The 16,268-nt window shown below is 56.7% G+C and carries 14 protein-coding genes; 4 read left to right on the plus strand and 10 right to left on the minus strand.

All coding sequences use genetic code 11. The features are described 5' to 3' along the window. Window positions 1–10 precede the first annotated feature (10 nt). Window positions 11–820, minus strand: coding sequence for an ABC transporter ATP-binding protein (locus ACVDG4_RS12415; RefSeq protein WP_447235294.1), 810 nt, complete (start codon window positions 818–820; stop codon window positions 11–13). 7 nt (window positions 821–827) lie between these two features. Next, window positions 828–1,976 carry an ABC transporter permease gene (locus tag ACVDG4_RS12420; RefSeq protein ID WP_447235904.1) on the minus strand — a complete coding sequence of 383 codons (1,149 nt, stop codon included), beginning with the start codon at window positions 1,974–1,976 and terminating at the stop codon, window positions 828–830. A gap of 91 nt (window positions 1,977–2,067) precedes the next feature. Here ACVDG4_RS12420 and dgcN point away from each other — a divergent pair, with 91 nt between their 5' ends. Both dgcN and dgcA read left to right on the plus strand, forming a co-directional pair. Further along, entirely contained in the window at window positions 2,068–3,081 is a 1,014-nt protein-coding gene (gene dgcN, locus ACVDG4_RS12425; protein ID WP_447235905.1) for an N-acetyltransferase DgcN, read from the plus strand. Next, window positions 3,078–4,061, plus strand: a complete 984-nt coding sequence (dgcA, locus tag ACVDG4_RS12430; protein ID WP_447235295.1) for an N-acetyl-D-Glu racemase DgcA — start codon at window positions 3,078–3,080, stop codon at window positions 4,059–4,061. The genes dgcN and dgcA overlap by 4 nt, the downstream gene beginning before the upstream one ends. Window positions 4,062–4,071: 10 nt before the next feature. Here the strand turns inward: dgcA and ACVDG4_RS12435 are convergent, their stop codons facing one another. Continuing rightward, complete coding sequence (locus ACVDG4_RS12435) at window positions 4,072–5,247, minus strand: MFS transporter (protein ID WP_447235296.1); 1,176 nt, start codon at window positions 5,245–5,247, stop codon at window positions 4,072–4,074. A gap of 119 nt (window positions 5,248–5,366) precedes the next feature. Between ACVDG4_RS12435 and ACVDG4_RS12440 the strand changes: the two genes are divergently transcribed. Then, complete coding sequence (locus tag ACVDG4_RS12440) at window positions 5,367–6,539, plus strand: protein phosphatase CheZ (protein WP_447235297.1); 1,173 nt, start codon at window positions 5,367–5,369, stop codon at window positions 6,537–6,539. Window positions 6,540–6,712: 173 nt separating this feature from the next. Here the strand turns inward: ACVDG4_RS12440 and ACVDG4_RS12445 are convergent, their stop codons facing one another. The 4 genes from ACVDG4_RS12445 to ACVDG4_RS12460 all read right to left on the minus strand — a co-directional run bounded on the left by ACVDG4_RS12445 (window position 6,713) and on the right by ACVDG4_RS12460 (window position 11,322). Next, window positions 6,713–8,044: a protoglobin domain-containing protein gene (locus ACVDG4_RS12445; protein WP_447235298.1), complete on the minus strand. Its 1,332-nt coding sequence runs from the start codon at window positions 8,042–8,044 to the stop codon at window positions 6,713–6,715. A 301-nt stretch (window positions 8,045–8,345) separates the two neighbouring features. Further along, entirely contained in the window at window positions 8,346–9,356 is a 1,011-nt protein-coding gene (locus ACVDG4_RS12450; protein WP_447235299.1) for a threonine ammonia-lyase, read from the minus strand. 128 nt (window positions 9,357–9,484) lie between these two features. Further along, on the minus strand, window positions 9,485–10,522 hold the full coding sequence (locus ACVDG4_RS12455) for a glycosyltransferase family 4 protein (RefSeq protein ID WP_447235300.1): 1,038 nt from the start codon (window positions 10,520–10,522) through the stop codon (window positions 9,485–9,487). Next, window positions 10,519–11,322, minus strand: a complete 804-nt coding sequence (locus ACVDG4_RS12460) for a UDP-2,3-diacylglucosamine diphosphatase (protein WP_133946480.1) — start codon at window positions 11,320–11,322, stop codon at window positions 10,519–10,521. Before ACVDG4_RS12460 ends, ACVDG4_RS12455 begins: the two co-directional genes overlap by 4 nt. Window positions 11,323–11,583: 261 nt before the next feature. Here ACVDG4_RS12460 and ACVDG4_RS12465 point away from each other — a divergent pair, with 261 nt between their 5' ends. Then, window positions 11,584–12,363 carry an SDR family oxidoreductase gene (locus ACVDG4_RS12465; protein ID WP_447235301.1) on the plus strand — a complete coding sequence of 260 codons (780 nt, stop codon included), beginning with the start codon at window positions 11,584–11,586 and terminating at the stop codon, window positions 12,361–12,363. A 60-nt stretch (window positions 12,364–12,423) separates the two neighbouring features. Here the strand turns inward: ACVDG4_RS12465 and ACVDG4_RS12470 are convergent, their stop codons facing one another. The 3 genes from ACVDG4_RS12470 to thiD form a co-directional block, all read right to left on the minus strand. Continuing rightward, the gene (locus ACVDG4_RS12470) at window positions 12,424–13,737 is read right to left on the minus strand and encodes an OmpP1/FadL family transporter (protein ID WP_306149074.1); all 1,314 of its coding nucleotides are present in this window, start codon (window positions 13,735–13,737) and stop codon (window positions 12,424–12,426) included. Window positions 13,738–14,339: 602 nt separating this feature from the next. Further along, entirely contained in the window at window positions 14,340–15,449 is a 1,110-nt protein-coding gene (locus ACVDG4_RS12475) for a TRAP transporter substrate-binding protein (protein WP_447235302.1), read from the minus strand. Then, window positions 15,446–16,258: a bifunctional hydroxymethylpyrimidine kinase/phosphomethylpyrimidine kinase gene (thiD, locus tag ACVDG4_RS12480; RefSeq protein ID WP_447235303.1), complete on the minus strand. Its 813-nt coding sequence runs from the start codon at window positions 16,256–16,258 to the stop codon at window positions 15,446–15,448. The genes ACVDG4_RS12475 and thiD overlap by 4 nt, the downstream gene beginning before the upstream one ends. Between the last annotated feature and the right edge of the window lie 10 nt (window positions 16,259–16,268).

A 16,268-nucleotide genomic window follows, 5' to 3' on the forward strand; every position in this document is an offset into this window, starting at 1 on the left:
CACTCAAACCTCATGTGCGGCGCAGAGCCCGCTCCCCTCGGAAGTAAGACTTAATCCAAGGGTCGTCATTTTTCATCATGTCTTCCATTGGCCCGATCGCAAGAACACGCTTTTGCCCAAGAACTGCGATGCGATCACAGATGGAATGCAAACTGTCGAGGTCGTGAGTAACCATATAAACGGTCAGATCCAGCGTGGAACTCAAATTGCCAATCAACGAATCGAACGCGGCAGCTCCAATAGGATCCAGGCCGGACGTTGGTTCATCCAGAAACACCAAATCCGGGTCGAGTGCAAGGGCGCGGGCAAGGCTTGCCCGTTTCACCATGCCGCCGGAAAGCTCTGAAGGCAGCTTGTCTGCGGCATCCTGCGGCAACCCAACCAATTCCAGCTTCAAGGTGGCCAGTTCGTCCATCAGGCGCTGCGACAATTTCAGATGCTCGCGCATCGGCACCTGAATGTTCTGCTTCACGGTGAGCGACGAAAACAACGCACCTTGTTGAAAGAGCACGCCCCATCGCCGTTCGATCATTTTGCGGGTCTTGCCCGACGCACTGGAAAGATCGTGACCGAATACCGAAATCTGTCCGGCCCGCCTCGTTGTCAGCCCTAAAATTGTGCGCATCAACACCGACTTACCGGTGCCAGACCCACCAACAAAGCCAAGCACTTCCCCACGGTGCACATCGAGATCCAGATCCTGCAGGATGATTTTGGAGCCGAAACCGACGGTGATATCGCGAACCGACAGAATGTTTTCCGGACGGTCCTCCTGCTGGTCCGCAGCATGCTCGGTTTGTTCGATGTCTGACACTGCCATCTCGTCGTTATACCCCAATGGCCGCGAAGAACATTGCGAACAATCCATCGACGACGATCACAAGGAAGATCGCTTTGACAACAGACATGGTGGTGTGCCGGCCGAGCGACTCAGACGACCCTTCCACCTTGAGGCCCTCAACGCAGGCAATCAGGCCAACAATCAAAGCCATGAATGGTGCCTTGATGATACCAACGACGAAGGTGTTCACAGTGATGGCCGACTGAAGCTGCGTCAGAAACGCTGCAGGTGGAATATCGAGGTACGCCCAGGTAATCAGACCGGCACCAAAAAGCGCCGAGATATCTGCCACGAAGGTCAAAATCGGCAAGGCAATCATCAATGCCAGAATGCGCGGCAGCACCAGAACTTCTGTCACGCTCAAGCCGATGACGTGCAATGCATCGACCTCCTCTTGCATGCGCATGGCGCCCAGCTCGGCGGTAAACGCCGACCCGGACCGTCCGGCCACCATAATAGCCGTCAGGATGACGCCGATCTCCCGAAGCACCAGGATGCCTGCCAGATCGACGACGAAAATGTCGGCGCCAAACTGCCTCAGGTAAAATCCGCCCTGTTGAGAAATGATCGCGCCGATCAAAAAGCTCATCAGCGCCACGATCGGGACAGCGCCGATGCAGCTGCGGTCGAACTGCACGGCGATTGCGATGCTGCGAAGGCGTTTGGGCTGTAAAAGAACGGTCGACAGGACGATGCCGAGCGATCCAAGGATATGCAGCATCGCGAGGGTGTCTTTATACACCTCAACCATCTGCCGCCCGGTCGCTTCAAGAAAACCGACAATCGTGAAACCGGACCGGTCTGGTTGCCAGCGCGGCGGGTGATGCTTCTCGATCTCGTGAAACAGGCTTTCGCGGATGGGCGTCACCCCGGTCAACTGCACTTTCCGGCCGCTGAATTCCAGCTGCCCACGGGTGCGGTGGATCAACCAGGCACCACTTGTGTCCAGATGATCAACTCCTGAAACATCGATACACGTCAGTTTGTCCTTGGCGACATTCAGCTTGGAGATTTGCTGGTCAGCATCCGCAAGAGTGCTGACAGTCCAGTCTCCGGATAGAATAAGGGACTGATGTCCCTCGGAATCGGTGTCCAGGTGCAATTCCGGCGCTTTGTTTTTTTCCAGGAATGCCATTCCGGAGAGTTGCCCCTTGCCGCTCGTCAACTTCCCCCCGTATACCTGATTGTAAAGATTAACGTCCAGCAGTCAGATGAAAGCATTGCCCATGGAAATTGCCCGCCCTTACCTTTTGTTTCTCGGTGACGTCCCCGATGCCCTGGCAGCCAAGACCGCAACAGGCATCGTTGATTGGCGGAAAGACTGGTGTGTCGGACAGGTCCGGCTCGATGGCTGTGCCGCAGATACCGGTCTGACGGACATGTCGATCGCCGAGGGAACTGCTGCAGGTGCCAAGACGATGGTCATCGGCGCAGTCAATGCCGGTGGACGTTTGCCGGATCATTGGGTTGATTCGGTGGTTGAAGCGCTGAACGCAGGCCTTGATGTTGCCTCTGGGCTCCATGTCAAACTCGGCGACATTCCGGCAATCCAGGAAGCAGCCGCCCAAAACGGCCGCCAACTCCACGATGTGCGCCACAACTCCATGACTTTCGCCACCGGAAAGGGCATCAAACGCCCGGGCAAACGAATTTTGACCGTCGGAACAGACTGCTCTGTCGGCAAAAAATACACTGCCCTTGCGATGGACAAGGCGATGAATGAACGCGGCTACACCAGTTCGTTCTGCGCAACCGGGCAGACAGGTGTCTTCATTTCAGGCCGGGGTCTGTCTCTCGATGCCGTTGTGGCTGATTTCATCGCCGGCGCTGCCGAGTGGCTTTCCCCAGCGACAGAGGAAGATCACTGGCAGGTGGTGGAAGGCCAAGGCTCCTTGTTCCACCCGTCATTTGCCGGCGTGACACTCGGCCTTCTTCATGGCTCGCAACCCGACGGTTTTATTGTGTGTCATGAACCCACGCGAACCAAAATGCGCGGTGTTGAAACACCGCTTCCAACCGTCGATCAGGTCATCGATATGACCATTCAGTGCGGCAAGCTCACCAATCCCGGCATTCGATGTGTCGGCATTGCAGTCAACACCCAGGCTCTGGATGACGATGAGGCGCTTGCGCTTCTGGCAAAATTGGGCGAGCGCCATGGCCTTCCGGCAACCGATCCGATCCGCTATGGCATGGAAGCCGTGGTCGACAAGGTCTCCGCGGAGTTCGGCACCCCATGAGCCGCAGCGTCAGCATTGACCTTGAAAGCTTTGAGATCGCGGGCGGTTTTACAATCTCCCGCGGCAGCCGCACCCATGCCAATGTGCTCGTCACCACTTTGAAGGACGGCGATCACATCGGCCGCGGCGAATGTGTGCCCTATGCGCGTTATGGCGAAACCATGGAAAGCGTTCAGGAGCAGATCCAGGAGATCTCACCGCTGTTGAAAGACGGTTTGAGCCGCCATGCGCTGCAAGAGGCAATGCCGGCCGGTGCTGCACGCAACGCCGTAGATTGCGCCCTTTGGGACCTTGAAGCCAAGCAGTCCGGAAAGCCGGCGGCAGAGATTGCCGGGATCCCGCCGCTTTCACCGGTCACGACCGCTTACACGATCAGTGTCGGCACACCGGAAATTATGGCGGTAAAGACAGCAAAGGCCGCACATCGCCCCTTGCTCAAGGTAAAACTTGGCGGGGTTGGCGACGATGAGCGCATAGAAGCTGTTCGCAAGGCCGCACCGGACAGCACCTTGATCGTTGATGCAAATGAAGCCTGGGACGCCAGCTGTTTCGCGACGAACATGGCAGCGTGTGAAGCCGCCGGCGTTGCTTTGATTGAACAGCCTTTGCCCTCCAAGGATGACAGCCATCTCAAGGATTTCAGCTCCAAGATCACGATCTGTGCGGATGAAAGTCTGCACACACGGGATGGGCTTGAAGATCTGCGCAGCCGATATGATGCCATCAACATCAAGCTCGACAAAGCCGGGGGTTTGACGGAGGCCCTGGCGCTTCTGGATCAGGCCAAAGCGCTTGAATTTGAGATCATGGTCGGTTGTATGCTCGGCACGTCTTTGGCCATGGCCCCCGCGGTCCTATTGGCGCAGCGGGCAGACTATGTGGATCTCGACGGGCCTCTTCTTTTGACGCAGGACCGCGCACCGGGACTGATCTTCGAAGGCAGCACGCTGTTCCCGCCAAGGCCGGAATTGTGGGGCTAACGCTTAAGTTTTAACGCACCAAGCTTGAAGCCATGCGCTGACGCACCATCGGCGTCAGCGTCAGCATTACAAGCGTTCCGGCTGCCGAGATTGCTGCCATCAGATAAAACGGCAGATCCGGGTCCACCTCGTACAACGCACCGCAGACACTCAAACCAATGGCCATCTGCAGGCCGATTGATGTGGCAAGCAGACCCTGGCCGGTCCCGGCCCATTTGCTTGGAACGACTTTCGCCAGAATTGCAATGGCGCCCAGATGTGCAGCGCCGAAGGTGAGCGCGTGCAGAAGCTGGATCGCGACCATCGACACCAGCGTATCCGCGAACGGGAACAGGCCCCAGCGGGCGACCGCGGCAATCCCGGCAACGATCAGGAAAACCGGTGGGTCGAAACGAAGCGCGATCTTTCCGGCAACTGTGAAAAGCGCAATCTCAGCGATCACGCCGACAGCCCACAAGATGCCGATTGTTTCGTCTGCTATCCCGGCGGCTTGCCAGTAGAGCGTCCCAAACCCATAAAATGCCGCATGGGTTGCCTGGAACAAGCCAAGCAGGATGAGCACCGGACAAAACCAAACCGTTTTGAAGGGCGCTTCTCCGGCCTCTTCGTCCAAACCTTCGCTTGCCCCGGCTCCGCTTTGGCGCGGAAGTGACAGAACAACGCCGCCTGTCAGAAGCGACGCCAAGCCAATCAGAAACAGCATCACCCAAACGGTATCTCCGGTCGCCAGGAATCCGCCAGCAAGATTGGCAGCAACAAACCCAGCAGATCCCCAAAGGCGCATCCGTGCATAGTCCGCGCCCGTGTTGCGCGCAGCATCCAAGGCATAGGCATCACTGAGCGGAAGCACCGGCGCCTTGAAGACCATGTAGCCGATCACCCCGGCGCCCAGAACGTAAAGACCATTTCCAAGGGCGAAAAGCGCGATGAAGACGGTTCCAAGGAGAGAATAAACAAAGATGGACCACCGGCGCTGACCGGTACGGTCCGCCAGGTTTGTCAAAAGCGGACTTGCGGCAATCCGGGCAACCGTCCCGGCCCCCAGCACAAATCCAATCTCGGCCGCGGAAAACCCCTCGAACTCCAAAATGACCGGAAAGAAAGGGAGAAATAGCCCATAGCCGAAAAAATGAACCCCGAACAAGGCGGAGACACGCGCGCTGAGGGCCGACGTCAAATTCAACATGCAAACCGAACCGGATTTTGAGGCCCAAAAGAATATTAACGATTTTCAGTTTACCCTGATTTTGGAATTGTCCGGATTGGATACCAAACGGCCCTTGCAGAGTTGAGAATCGCGCCCTTATGAAAGCGGAAACACAACAGGTAGAACCGGAGCTGATAGGCGAAGCCGAATATCAGACGCTTGAACAGACCTTGATGGAATCCGATCGGGGACGTCGGTTTCTAAAAGAGTTTTTGAACCGGAACAAGACCCCGGAAACGACCGAGATCCTCGGCGCGATCCAACGTCTTGAGAAAGTCGTCACCCGCCAGCGCAAAGTTCCGGATCTCGACAAGATCCGCCTGGATATTGCCGACATGCACGAGGCAATTGAGCGCACCAAGGCGGAGATCGCCAACATCAAGGACGACGGCGACGAAAGCAATCGCTTTGTCGACGCCTCTCATGAGCTTGATGCGATCGTGACGCAGACCGAAGGCGCAACCCAGTCGATTCTGGAAGCTGCCGAGCAGATCCAGGAAAAAGCCTGGGTTCTTCGCGAAAACGGCGCAGACAATGCGACTTGCGACGATATTGATGCGAAGGCCACAGAAATCTTCATGGCCTGTTCCTTCCAGGATCTGACCGGCCAGCGCACCAACAAGGTGGTCCAGGTGCTGCGATATCTCGAAAGCCGGATCAACCTGATGATAAACATCTGGGGCATTGAAGATCTCGAAGCAGATGACACCGCTGGTCCTGTCGACAGCCGCCCGGATGCTCACCTGCTGAACGGCCCGCAGCGTGATGGCGCGGGCGTCTCTCAAAACAGCGTCGATGAGCTGATGTCTGTCAGCGGCGACGTGTTTGAGGCCGCTTTGGACGAAGTCGCAGCGCCCGGCAACACATCTGCGAGCGAAGCTTCAGCACCAATGGGTGAAGCGGACATCGATGCCCTGATGGCGGGCGATAGCGAACCGATGGATGCGGCCGCGATTGATGACATGTTTGCATCCGCGCCTGCGGCCGAGGAAACGGAAGCAGCAGATATAGCTGAAGTAGCCGATCCGGTCGCCGATGAGTTTGCGGCTGCCCACGCCGATGAAGTCCTGGACGAAGCCGCGATCGACAAACTGTTCGATGCGGAAGTCAGCGAGCCGGAAGCTGCCAACGACAGCGAACCGGCAGCGGAAACAGCAGAGGCAGAAGCTGATGCCGACTGGGCTTTGGTCGAGCAGGAAGCAGATGCCGACGACGGCGCTGACCCGCTGACGGAGCTGACCGAGGCCGAACGACAGGCTCTGTTCAACTGATCGATCTTCACACTGTCAAGAGACAAGGGCGCCCATTCCAGGCGCCCTTTTTCTTTGTCGCACCAAAGCAAATGCCGCGCTCATTTCCTTGCGCGGCATTTGTCGGAGAGTTTTAAAGGCATCGTCGGCAGACCCGAAGATCAGCCAACGATGCCTCCCCTCTTTGTTCAAAGTTATGCGGCTTTGATCTTGTCAAAGAACTGGTTCGCTTCTTCGCTCAGACGCGCAGCCCTGTTCTTCAAGGTCAATGACGTTTCATGGATCGTCTCAACCGTGCCATCGACTGAATCGATCGACCCGCGCACAGCGGCGATCTCATCTGTAAAGCTCTGTGTGCCGACCGCCGCGATCTGAACCGCAGACGAAATCTCCGCCGTTGCAGAAGATTGCTGCTCCACGGCCGCCGCAATGCTGTTGGCGATCTCTGACAATTCGCTGATGATCGTGGTGATTCCATCAATATCCTGGACAGACTGCCGGGTTGCCTGCTGGATCGCAGCAATCTGTTCGGTGATCTCTTCAGTCGCCTTCGTCGTCTGACTTGCCAGCTCCTTGACCTCGGCCGCAACGACGGCAAAGCCCTTACCCATTTCACCGGCACGAGCCGCTTCAATGGTTGCGTTCAGTGCAAGGAGGTTGGTCTGTTCAGCAATGTCAGAAATCAAGCCGATGACAGACCCCACCTGATCCGCAAAACCGGCCAGCTTGGTGACCGATTCATTGGTGTTCTGGGCGCCTTGAACTGCTTGCTGAGCCTTTTCACGTGAATGCCCGGCCTGACGCCCGATTTCAACAATCGAGGCGCTCATTTCCTCTGTTGCCGTCGCGCTGGACTGCACACCGCTCGCGGTCTCCGCGGAGGAAGTGTCCATGGTCTGCATGCGGGTTGCGATCGAGCCGGTCTCCCGGCTGAGATCTCGAGAGGAATTCTCTAACTCGTCAGACGTAGAGCTCAACTCGCCGACCACACCGCTGAGTGAAGTCTCGAACGTGGCAATCGCGGACTTCAGCCCGTCTTCCCGGGCAACAGCGTCCGCCACCATTTTTTCGTGGTAGGTCGAAATTGCGATGTCCATGTCCAGCATCACCAGTTTGGTGATCACAGCCATGACCTTAGAGCGCTTGGCAGTGGTCATCATCCGCTTGGTCAGCAGCACGTCGGAGATCTGGGTTAAGGCAAAGGAATACCCGCCGATGTACCAGCTCGGATCAAGACCGATGCGCACATGTGCCAATCCGATCCGGATGGAGCGCTCAAGGTACGCCTCGGTCGGTCCTTCATTGAACATGCGCTCCCAATGAGAGAGCTGCGCCGAGATCAGGCGGGCTTCCTGGTCTCCGATCATTGTCGACAGATGCGGGACTGTTTTTACATGGTCGTAAAATCCGTCCATGATCCTCGGCAAATGAGAGGAAAGTGTCGGCCAGATCGATCGCGCAAGTGTGCGATCTTCTTCGGTGAAACGGAAAAACGCCAGCCTGCCCTTTAGCGTTTGGTTCTGCATATTGGCTCCATAAACCCTGCAAGCCAGTGCTGGTCCCCCTCAGGCCAACGCTGTCCCGCCAATCAACGTAACACGCCCCTTCGTGAGGCGGGTTTCGACGGAACACCAGGTATTCAATGCCAAGGAAGACAGGACGGCAGCATCAGCAGAGAGCATACCCCTACGTAACGTAACCTCCTGGTTTTGCTTCGCAATTCAGCAGACACCACGGTTGTTTCCGCACCATCCTTTCTTTCGCGAATCCTCCGAGAAAGAACAGGACTGATATTATCCGCCTAATGGGTCAGCCACTAACAGCGCGTTAACGCGAAACAGCCTTAAACAACATCTTAGGGTCGATATTTCCGCCCGTCAGTACGACACCGACGGTCCGCTCCCTTAGGTCAAGTTTCCCGGACAGCAGTGCGGCCAACGCAGCGGCGCCGCCGGGTTCGACAACCAGCTTGAGCTCGGAAAACGCAAACGCCACAGCGTCCAGAACCTGCTCGTCCGTGACCGTATATCCTTCCCCAGAAAATTGACGCAGGATCGAAAATCCGATCTCTCCGGGACTTTCAGAAAGAAGCGCATCACAGATCGAGCCGGATTTGGCGGGATTGGACAGCAATCCCCCTGCCTCCAAAGACCGTTTGTAATCATCGAAGAATTGCGGTTCGACTGTATGGAACACCGTTTCCGCGGAAGTGTTTGCAAGCGCAAGCGCAATCCCGCTGGAAAGGCCTCCACCACCTGTGCAAGCCAGGACATCATCCAACCGCACACCAAGGTCTTTTGCTTGCGCTGCCATTTCCAGGCCAACCGTCCCCTGCCCGGCAATGACGGCAGGATCATTGTAAGGGTGCACGAACGTCGCGCCGGTTTCGGCGCAGATCTCGGCAGCGATCTTATCGCGGTCTTGGGTGGCCCGATCGTAAGTAATGACCGTCGCACCGTATCCGCGAGTGCGTTCCAGCTTCACCTGAGGTGCATCGGCAGGCATGACGATCGTCGCCGGCATGCCAAAGATCTTGGCACTGGATGCGATACCTTGCGCGTGGTTCCCCGACGAACAAGCGACGACACCCTTGGCCCGGACATCCGGGTCCAATTGCCGCAAGCAATTGTAAGCGCCACGAAACTTGAAAGAGCCGCTGCGTTGCAGGCATTCCGGCTTGATCAACACACGCCCGCCGACACGCTCGTCCAGAGCGGGATTGGTCAAGAGCGGGGTTTTGACAGCAACGCCCTCCAGGGCATCAGCTGCCTCCAATACATCGTCGAAAGTGACGGCTACGCTGCTGGAGGAAGGTCGTTCTGCTGTCGCGCCGGTCATGGTGGCCACCTCATTCAGGATCTGATGTGGACAGGAGTACCGGCTACCCCATGGCCTGACAACGGCAACATTGTGAGGGTTACAAAATCCCGCAGCACCAATATTTTAAAGCTTCTGAGACTTTCAGATCACTCTGCCGCGTTGGCCTGTGCCACGCCGCCAGCAGCGGCGATACAATTGTCCAGGAACTGCCGGCTGCTGGCTGCCCAAGTGTAATTGAGTGCAATGTTCCGGCAGTGGTCGCGCGGAATATCGAGAGCGGCCTCGCATGCCTCCGCAAGGTTTTCGGACAAAACACCGGCGCCGGTATCGCCGATCACGTCCAGCGGCCCCATGACCGGATAGGCAGCAACTGGCACCCCGCACGCCAGCGCTTCCAGCATGACATTGCCGAACGTGTCGGTGAGAGACGGGAAGACGAAAACATCAGCGCTGACGTAATGACGCGCCAGGTCTTCACCGGTTTTCGCTCCCGTGAAGAGCGTGTCGGTGTATTCTCTCTGCAGCGTATCCAGCTGAGGTCCATCGCCAACAACGACCTTAGAGCCGGACAGTTTCAGGTCCAAAAACGCCTTGATGTTCTTCTCAATCGCAACGCGGCCAACATACATGAAGACCGGCCCAGGCAAATCCTGCGGCAGGACAGAGCCCTCGTAGGGTTTGAAGAGATTTTCGTCGACCCCGCGCGACCAGCGCATCAAGTTCCGGAAGCCGCGGTCTCTCAGGTCGTTCTCCAGCGAAGTCGTTGCCACCATGCAGCCGTTGCCGGCGTTGTGGAAGCGACGCATCCAGGCATAAGACCAGGACAACGGCACCGGCATCCGGGCAGAAACATACTCTGGAAACCGTGTGTGATAACTGGTGGTGAACGGCTGTCCGCGCTTTTTGGCGATCGCAGCTGCAAGCAGGCCAAGCGGACCTTCGGTCGCTATGTGCAGATGTTCACAGTCGAATTCATCCATCATCCGCCGCACGGTGCCCTTGTGCGTCAAAGACAGACGGATTTCTGGATATGTCGGGCACGGAAGTGTTTTGAATGCCTGCGGGGTCAAAAACTCCATGCGAACGCCCATGGCGCGGAGTTCGTCAGCTGTGCGTTCAAGCGAGCGCACGACGCCATTGATCTGCGGATGCCAGGCATCCGTGACAACAAGAATGGAACTCATGCGGCGACCGGAGCTTCCTGTGGCTTCGCCGTTTGGGCTCCGGTTTGGGCTTGTTCTACCCATCTGATCACCTCAAAGGTTCCATCATGATGTTCGGCAACCGCTGTGCAGCTTTCAACCCAATCGCCAGTGTTGATGTAGTGAATGCCGTTGACGTCACGGCTTGCTGCATGGTGGATGTGACCGCAGATGACACCGTCGACGCCCTGACGACGCGCTTCGTCGGAAAGAGCCTCCTCGAAGCGCCCGATGAAACTGACTGCATTTTTGACTTTCAGCTTCGCCCAAGCTGACAAAGACCAGTAGGTCAGGCCAAGCCGGCGGCGCACGGCGTTCAGCACCGTGTTGACACCAAGCGCTGTGACGTAAGCTTTGTCCCCAAAGAACGCGAGCCACTTGGCATGGCGGATCACCACATCGAACTGATCCCCATGGATCACCAGATACCGCCGATTGTCTGCGGTTTCATGGATGATGCTGTCGGTGACTTCCACACCGCCGAAGTGCGTACCTAGGAAGCTGCGAAGAAACTCATCGTGATTTCCAGGAATATAGACAACTCGAGAGCCCTTGCGGCCTTTGCGCAGGATCTTCTGAACCACATCGTTGTGGAGCTGCGGCCAATACCAGGACCGCTTCAACCGCCAGCCATCTGCAATGTCGCCGACGAGATAAATTGTCTCGGCGTCATTGTCCTTCAGGAAGTCAAGCAGAAGCTCTGCCTGGCACCCGCGAGTGCCCAGATGTACGTCTGAAATAAACAAGGCCCTGTAATGCCGCGATGTCTCCGAAGTGGACATTGCACGTCTCCTAGATCCATTGGACCGCTATAGACGCGATTCAAGTTTCACTATTATGACAGACGGGGTTTGAGGCGGCCTGACGTTGCGTTTTCCTAAAGTCATTGGAGGGTCTTTCCCTTAGCCGCGCCAACATATGCGTTTCAGCGCGCTCACTCAGGGACTCACAATCATGCAGGTCCATCGCTTAAGGGATAGCCGCAGCGGGTTTCCTTTCATATGGTCTCGCAAACCTCACCTTCGAAATTTGGGAGATCGATCATGGATTTGGGATTGCGCGGCAAGTCGGCAATCGTGTGCGCATCAAGCCGCGGGCTTGGCAGAGGTTGCGCAGAAGCGCTCGCAGAGGCCGGATGTGACCTGGTGATTAACGGGCGCGATAAAGATGCCCTGGAAGCAACCCGCGCGCATCTGACGGACACCTTTCAGGTCAAGGTCAGTGTCATCGCTGCCGACGTTTCAACACCGGAAGGACAAACCGCTCTCCTGACGGCCTGCCCGGAGCCCGACATACTGGTCAACAACAATGGCGGCCCGCCTCGCAAGGACTATACAGAACTCAATCGCGCTGCCTTGCTGGAAGGTGCCATCCAGAACTTCGTGACACCGATCGAATTGATCCAGGCGGTCACCCCCGGAATGAAGGCCCGTGGCTTTGGCAGGATCGTCAACATCACGTCCTTGTCCGTGAAGATGCCGATTGAAGGCCTGGACCTTTCCAGCGGCGCCCGCGCCGGTCTGACAGCATTCCTGGCAGGTGTTTGCCGCCAGCTGGCTCCGCATGGTGTCACGGTCAACAATCTGCTGCCAGGCAAAATGGATACGGACCGGCTGAGGGGTGGGTTTGAACGCTCCGCACAACAGTCCGGTCAGACAGTGGAAGCCATTCGCGCAAGCCAGGCTGCGGAAATACCCGCACGCCGTTTTGGAACAGCCGAGGAGTTCGGCCAGACCTGTGCCTTTTTGTGCTCCGCACACGCCGGCTACATCACCGGGCAGAACATTCTCATGGACGGCGGCCTTTACCCGGCAGCATTCTGACAAAAAAGCCGGCCCGCGATCGCGGGCCGGCAGAATTTTCAAAACCAGTCTGGCAGCTGATCAGAACTTGATGCGAACTGACGCTGTCAGGATGTCGACTGAAGAGTCGACGGAACCGGTCAGCGATCCCTTCGAAGCGCTGTAGTCCTGGTGACCCGGGACAAGGTTCAGATCGGTGTCTGTACCAAAGATATGCGTGTAGCCAAGATCAAACGAGAAGTGCTCGTTGAAGACGTAGGACGCACCGGCGCTTACCCAGATACGATCGTTGTCCGGAAGGCGCGCAGACCGGATTTGATCATCGATCGGTGACCACTCATACGCTGCACCGGCGCGGAAGGTCAGCTTGTCATTGAAGTCGTACTCACCACCGAGCGCGACGAAGTAGCCGTCATTGTAGTTGAACGGCAGCGTGGTCACGGTGGCGCCGGTCGCATCAGCCGTGATCTGCGGCTCTTTCAAGCGGCTCCAGTTTGTCCACTCGAAAGTACCGAGGACACGAATGTCGTCTGTGATGCTCTGCTTTGCCGAAAGAGTGACCATGTCCGGCGTTGCAAGCACGGTTTTCACGTTCGTGACGGCCGTCGTGAACGGGTTCGCCGGGTTTGGAGCAGCGATCGTCCCATCAATGTCGGTAAAGATCGCAGAGCGGTAACCGATGCCGATTTCCGTGGTCGCGGTTGGTTTGATCGTGACGCCGGCCGTCATACCAACGCCGACACCGTCACCATCAAGCTGCTGACCCGGAAACAGGGTAGCGCCTGGAATAGTCGGAGACGCTGAGGCATTCGTCAGGCGAACATCCGCATATTGGATCTGCGGACCGATCGCGACAGAGAACATCTCGTTGATCTTGTAGCCAACGACCGGGTTCAGGTTGATTGAGAAGATCTTGGAAGACCGGTTGTAGCCTGCACCGGTCCAGTTGCTGTCGTCCGGCTTTGTGGAAAGACCGAACGGACCATTAATCCCAACGCCAAGGTAGATTTTGTCGTTGAAGTTGTAAGACGTGTAGGACGCCGGGATCCAAGCATCGTGGCCGATATCACCGGTGTCAAAAGACGTCGTGATCAGACCGGTCGGCGTGGTCAGTGAATTTGGAACGGTGTTCGAACCGGTAATGTCGGACTTTGGAATGATGAAGGCGTTGTGAGCCTCAAATACGATCTTACCGTCCATCGACGTGATGGTTGCCGGGTTCCAGAACATGGACGAAATCGACGAACTGGAGGTACCGTTACCGGCGAAGGAAGTCCCTTGGTAGTATGCGCTCTGCTCGCGCAGGGCGAAACCGCCCGCAGAGGCTGCACTTGCGACGATCGAGGCAGCAATGGCTGTCGACGTCATAAGTACGATTTTCTTGGTTGCCCGCATTTTTACGTTTCTCCCAATCCTCCTCCCCCCCGGGAGGAATTTGACACTGACTGCAGGGTCTAAAAGAAACGGTCGCCTTTCAACCACGAAATGCGATCTCTAATTGCAGCGCACACGGTTGCTGCGTTGCAAAATACGGGTTTTCACGAACGCCCGGCGCACGCACCAAGTGCTCATAGCCGGATAAACATATCATCAGACACTGCTTTTGGAGGATGACCGCGACCAACCATACAAATGCACATTTTTTAGGCACATTACCAAAGCGTCATACTTCACTTTCTTTCTTTGCTGCGCGTTGCTTTCTTGTCACACATAACCCTAGGGAATACCGGCGTTTTGCGCGAGCCTGGAATGTTTTTTGGTGACTGAATCGCTTCATTGGCAAACCAAAAAACCCCAAATCAGCATTATACACCGCCCACGATATGGCCAATCGAGTGAGATAAAAAAGTCATTCCAATGTCAGAAATGCGGATGTATTTATGATCAAATACCCGCATTTCAGACACAATACATATGGAGTCTCGAACTTAACGAGCCGAAACTGCTAACCAAACAGGTCGAGCTGCACCTACGCCTTCACTCGCTATAGTTGCAAATCAGACAAGTCCATCACGCGCGCTCAGAAACCGCCGCATGGCAACATCGCTCCAAGGCGAAAGACGCTTCAAAGCGGTCTGGTGGCTTTGATAAATGCGGTTACTCATCGGATCCTGACGGGACGTGTCCAGCAGCACTTCTCCAGTCGTTACGCGCAAGGCGTCAAGAATGTCCTCCGGATAGGAAAGGACCTCAACGCCATCTTCTTGCTGGAGCAACTGCAGGCTTCCGGCATTTTCCCAATCGCTCTCGGCAAGCGCACGTCCATTCTCAGCGCGGCACGCCTCCAATAGAATTGCCTGGAATTCCGTGGGCAAAGCATCAAAAGCTGCCTGATTGAACAGCGCCTCGCCCGTCCCGTTCGGTTCGTGGAAACCAGGTGAATAATAATATTTCGCGGCCTTCTGAAAGCCCATGGCCCGATCCGACCAGGGACCGAGAAATTCAGTCGCATCCAGAACACCGGTTTGTAGTGCTTGAAACAACTCACCCGGTGGCAAACCAACCGGAGCGGCCCCAAGCCTGCGCATCACTTCTCCACCCAGCCCTGGCATCCGGATCTTCAGGCCTCGCAGATCATCAAGGCTTTGGAGCGGTTTCTTGTACCAGCCGCCCATCTGAACACCGGTGTTACCCGCCATCACCGGTTTGATGCCGAAGGGCGCGTATAGCTCATCCCAAAGCGCCTGCCCGCCGCCTTGCTCGATCCAGCTGATATGTTCATGCGGTAGCAGACCGAAGGGGACCGCGGTGAAATAGACGGAGGCCGGGATCTTGCCTTGCCAGAAGAACGAGGCTGTATGCGCCATGTCCGCAGTGCCGTTTAAGACGGCATCAAACACACCGAGCGCCGGCACCAGTTCGCCGGCCGCAAACAAACGGATCTTGAATGCACCACCTGAGAGCAACGCAACCTGATCGGCGATCCGCTGAGCCGTGACACCCGGACCTGGCAGGTTTTTCGGCCAGGATGTCACCAGCTTCCATTCGGTGACCGCACCTTGTGCCATCACCGCTGGCGCTGAGAGAATCGATGCGCTTCCAACGGCACTGCCCACAAGCATGTCCCGGCGGCTGAGGTTTTTTCTGTTTTTCAATGCATCACTCATTGTGCGCCCTCCCAAAAAGCGTGGAAGTGATGGACCGGTCCGTGACCTTGTCCAATCTTGAGTTCGTCCGCATGGCGGATCGCTTCTTGGATATAGGCTTTTGCACTGGACACAGCGTCGCCCAGCGCGTTGCCCTTGGCCAGTCCGGCAGCAATTGCAGAAGACAAAGTGCAACCGGTGCCGTGGGTGTTATCTGTCGCGATGCGGTCCTCGCGCAGCCAGAGGCTTTCACCGTCTTCAGTTATCAAAAGGTCGGCGCTTTCCGCACTGTCGCCGTGTCCGCCCTTCAACAAAACAGCCTTGGCCCCGACGTCGATCAGCTGTTTGGCCTGGCGCTGCATATCGATTTCGCTATGGGCAACATCGCACTCCAGCATGCGGGCTGCTTCATGAAGGTTCGGCGTGATGATGTCGGCCAAGGGCACCAACTTGGAAATCAGGGTTGCGACCGCACTTTCCGCCAAAAGCGGATCTCCGGATGCGGCCACCATCACGGGATCCAGAACGACTGGTCCGGTCTGGTGGCGTTTCAAACCGTCTGCGACTTCCTCAATAATCGGCACCTGCGAGAGCATGCCAATCTTGGTGGCAGTCACTGCGAGGTCCGAATAGACGGCATCGATCTGCGCGCGCACGAACTCGACCGGCACATCATGGATCGCCGTAACACCAAGGGTGTTTTGTGCCGTGAGCGCCGTCAAGACGCTCGCCCCGTAGACGCCATTTGCCGTAAAGGATTTCAAGTCCGCCTGAATGCCAGCCCCACCGCCGGAATCCGAGCCTGCTATTGTTACCGCGATTGCGGTCATGGTGCCCTCC

It is taken from the genome of Roseibium sp. MB-4 (assembly GCF_053005265.1).

Coding starts and splice junctions, on each gene's coding strand:
- ACVDG4_RS12475 (WP_447235302.1), bottom strand. CDS start 15,449: ATGAGTGATGCATTGAAAAACAGAAAAAACCTCAGCCGCCGGGACATG.
- dgcA (WP_447235295.1), top strand. CDS start 3,078: ATGAGCCGCAGCGTCAGCATTGACCTTGAAAGCTTTGAGATCGCGGGC.
- ACVDG4_RS12440 (WP_447235297.1), top strand. CDS start 5,367: ATGAAAGCGGAAACACAACAGGTAGAACCGGAGCTGATAGGCGAAGCC.
- ACVDG4_RS12470 (WP_306149074.1), bottom strand. CDS start 13,737: ATGCGGGCAACCAAGAAAATCGTACTTATGACGTCGACAGCCATTGCT.
- ACVDG4_RS12455 (WP_447235300.1), bottom strand. CDS start 10,522: ATGAGTTCCATTCTTGTTGTCACGGATGCCTGGCATCCGCAGATCAAT.
- dgcN (WP_447235905.1), top strand. CDS start 2,068: ATGGAAATTGCCCGCCCTTACCTTTTGTTTCTCGGTGACGTCCCCGAT.
- ACVDG4_RS12420 (WP_447235904.1), bottom strand. CDS start 1,976: ATGGCATTCCTGGAAAAAAACAAAGCGCCGGAATTGCACCTGGACACC.
- ACVDG4_RS12415 (WP_447235294.1), bottom strand. CDS start 820: ATGGCAGTGTCAGACATCGAACAAACCGAGCATGCTGCGGACCAGCAG.
- ACVDG4_RS12465 (WP_447235301.1), top strand. CDS start 11,584: ATGGATTTGGGATTGCGCGGCAAGTCGGCAATCGTGTGCGCATCAAGC.
- ACVDG4_RS12435 (WP_447235296.1), bottom strand. CDS start 5,247: ATGTTGAATTTGACGTCGGCCCTCAGCGCGCGTGTCTCCGCCTTGTTC.
- ACVDG4_RS12460 (WP_133946480.1), bottom strand. CDS start 11,322: ATGTCCACTTCGGAGACATCGCGGCATTACAGGGCCTTGTTTATTTCA.
- ACVDG4_RS12450 (WP_447235299.1), bottom strand. CDS start 9,356: ATGACCGGCGCGACAGCAGAACGACCTTCCTCCAGCAGCGTAGCCGTC.
- thiD (WP_447235303.1), bottom strand. CDS start 16,258: ATGACCGCAATCGCGGTAACAATAGCAGGCTCGGATTCCGGCGGTGGG.
- ACVDG4_RS12445 (WP_447235298.1), bottom strand. CDS start 8,044: ATGCAGAACCAAACGCTAAAGGGCAGGCTGGCGTTTTTCCGTTTCACC.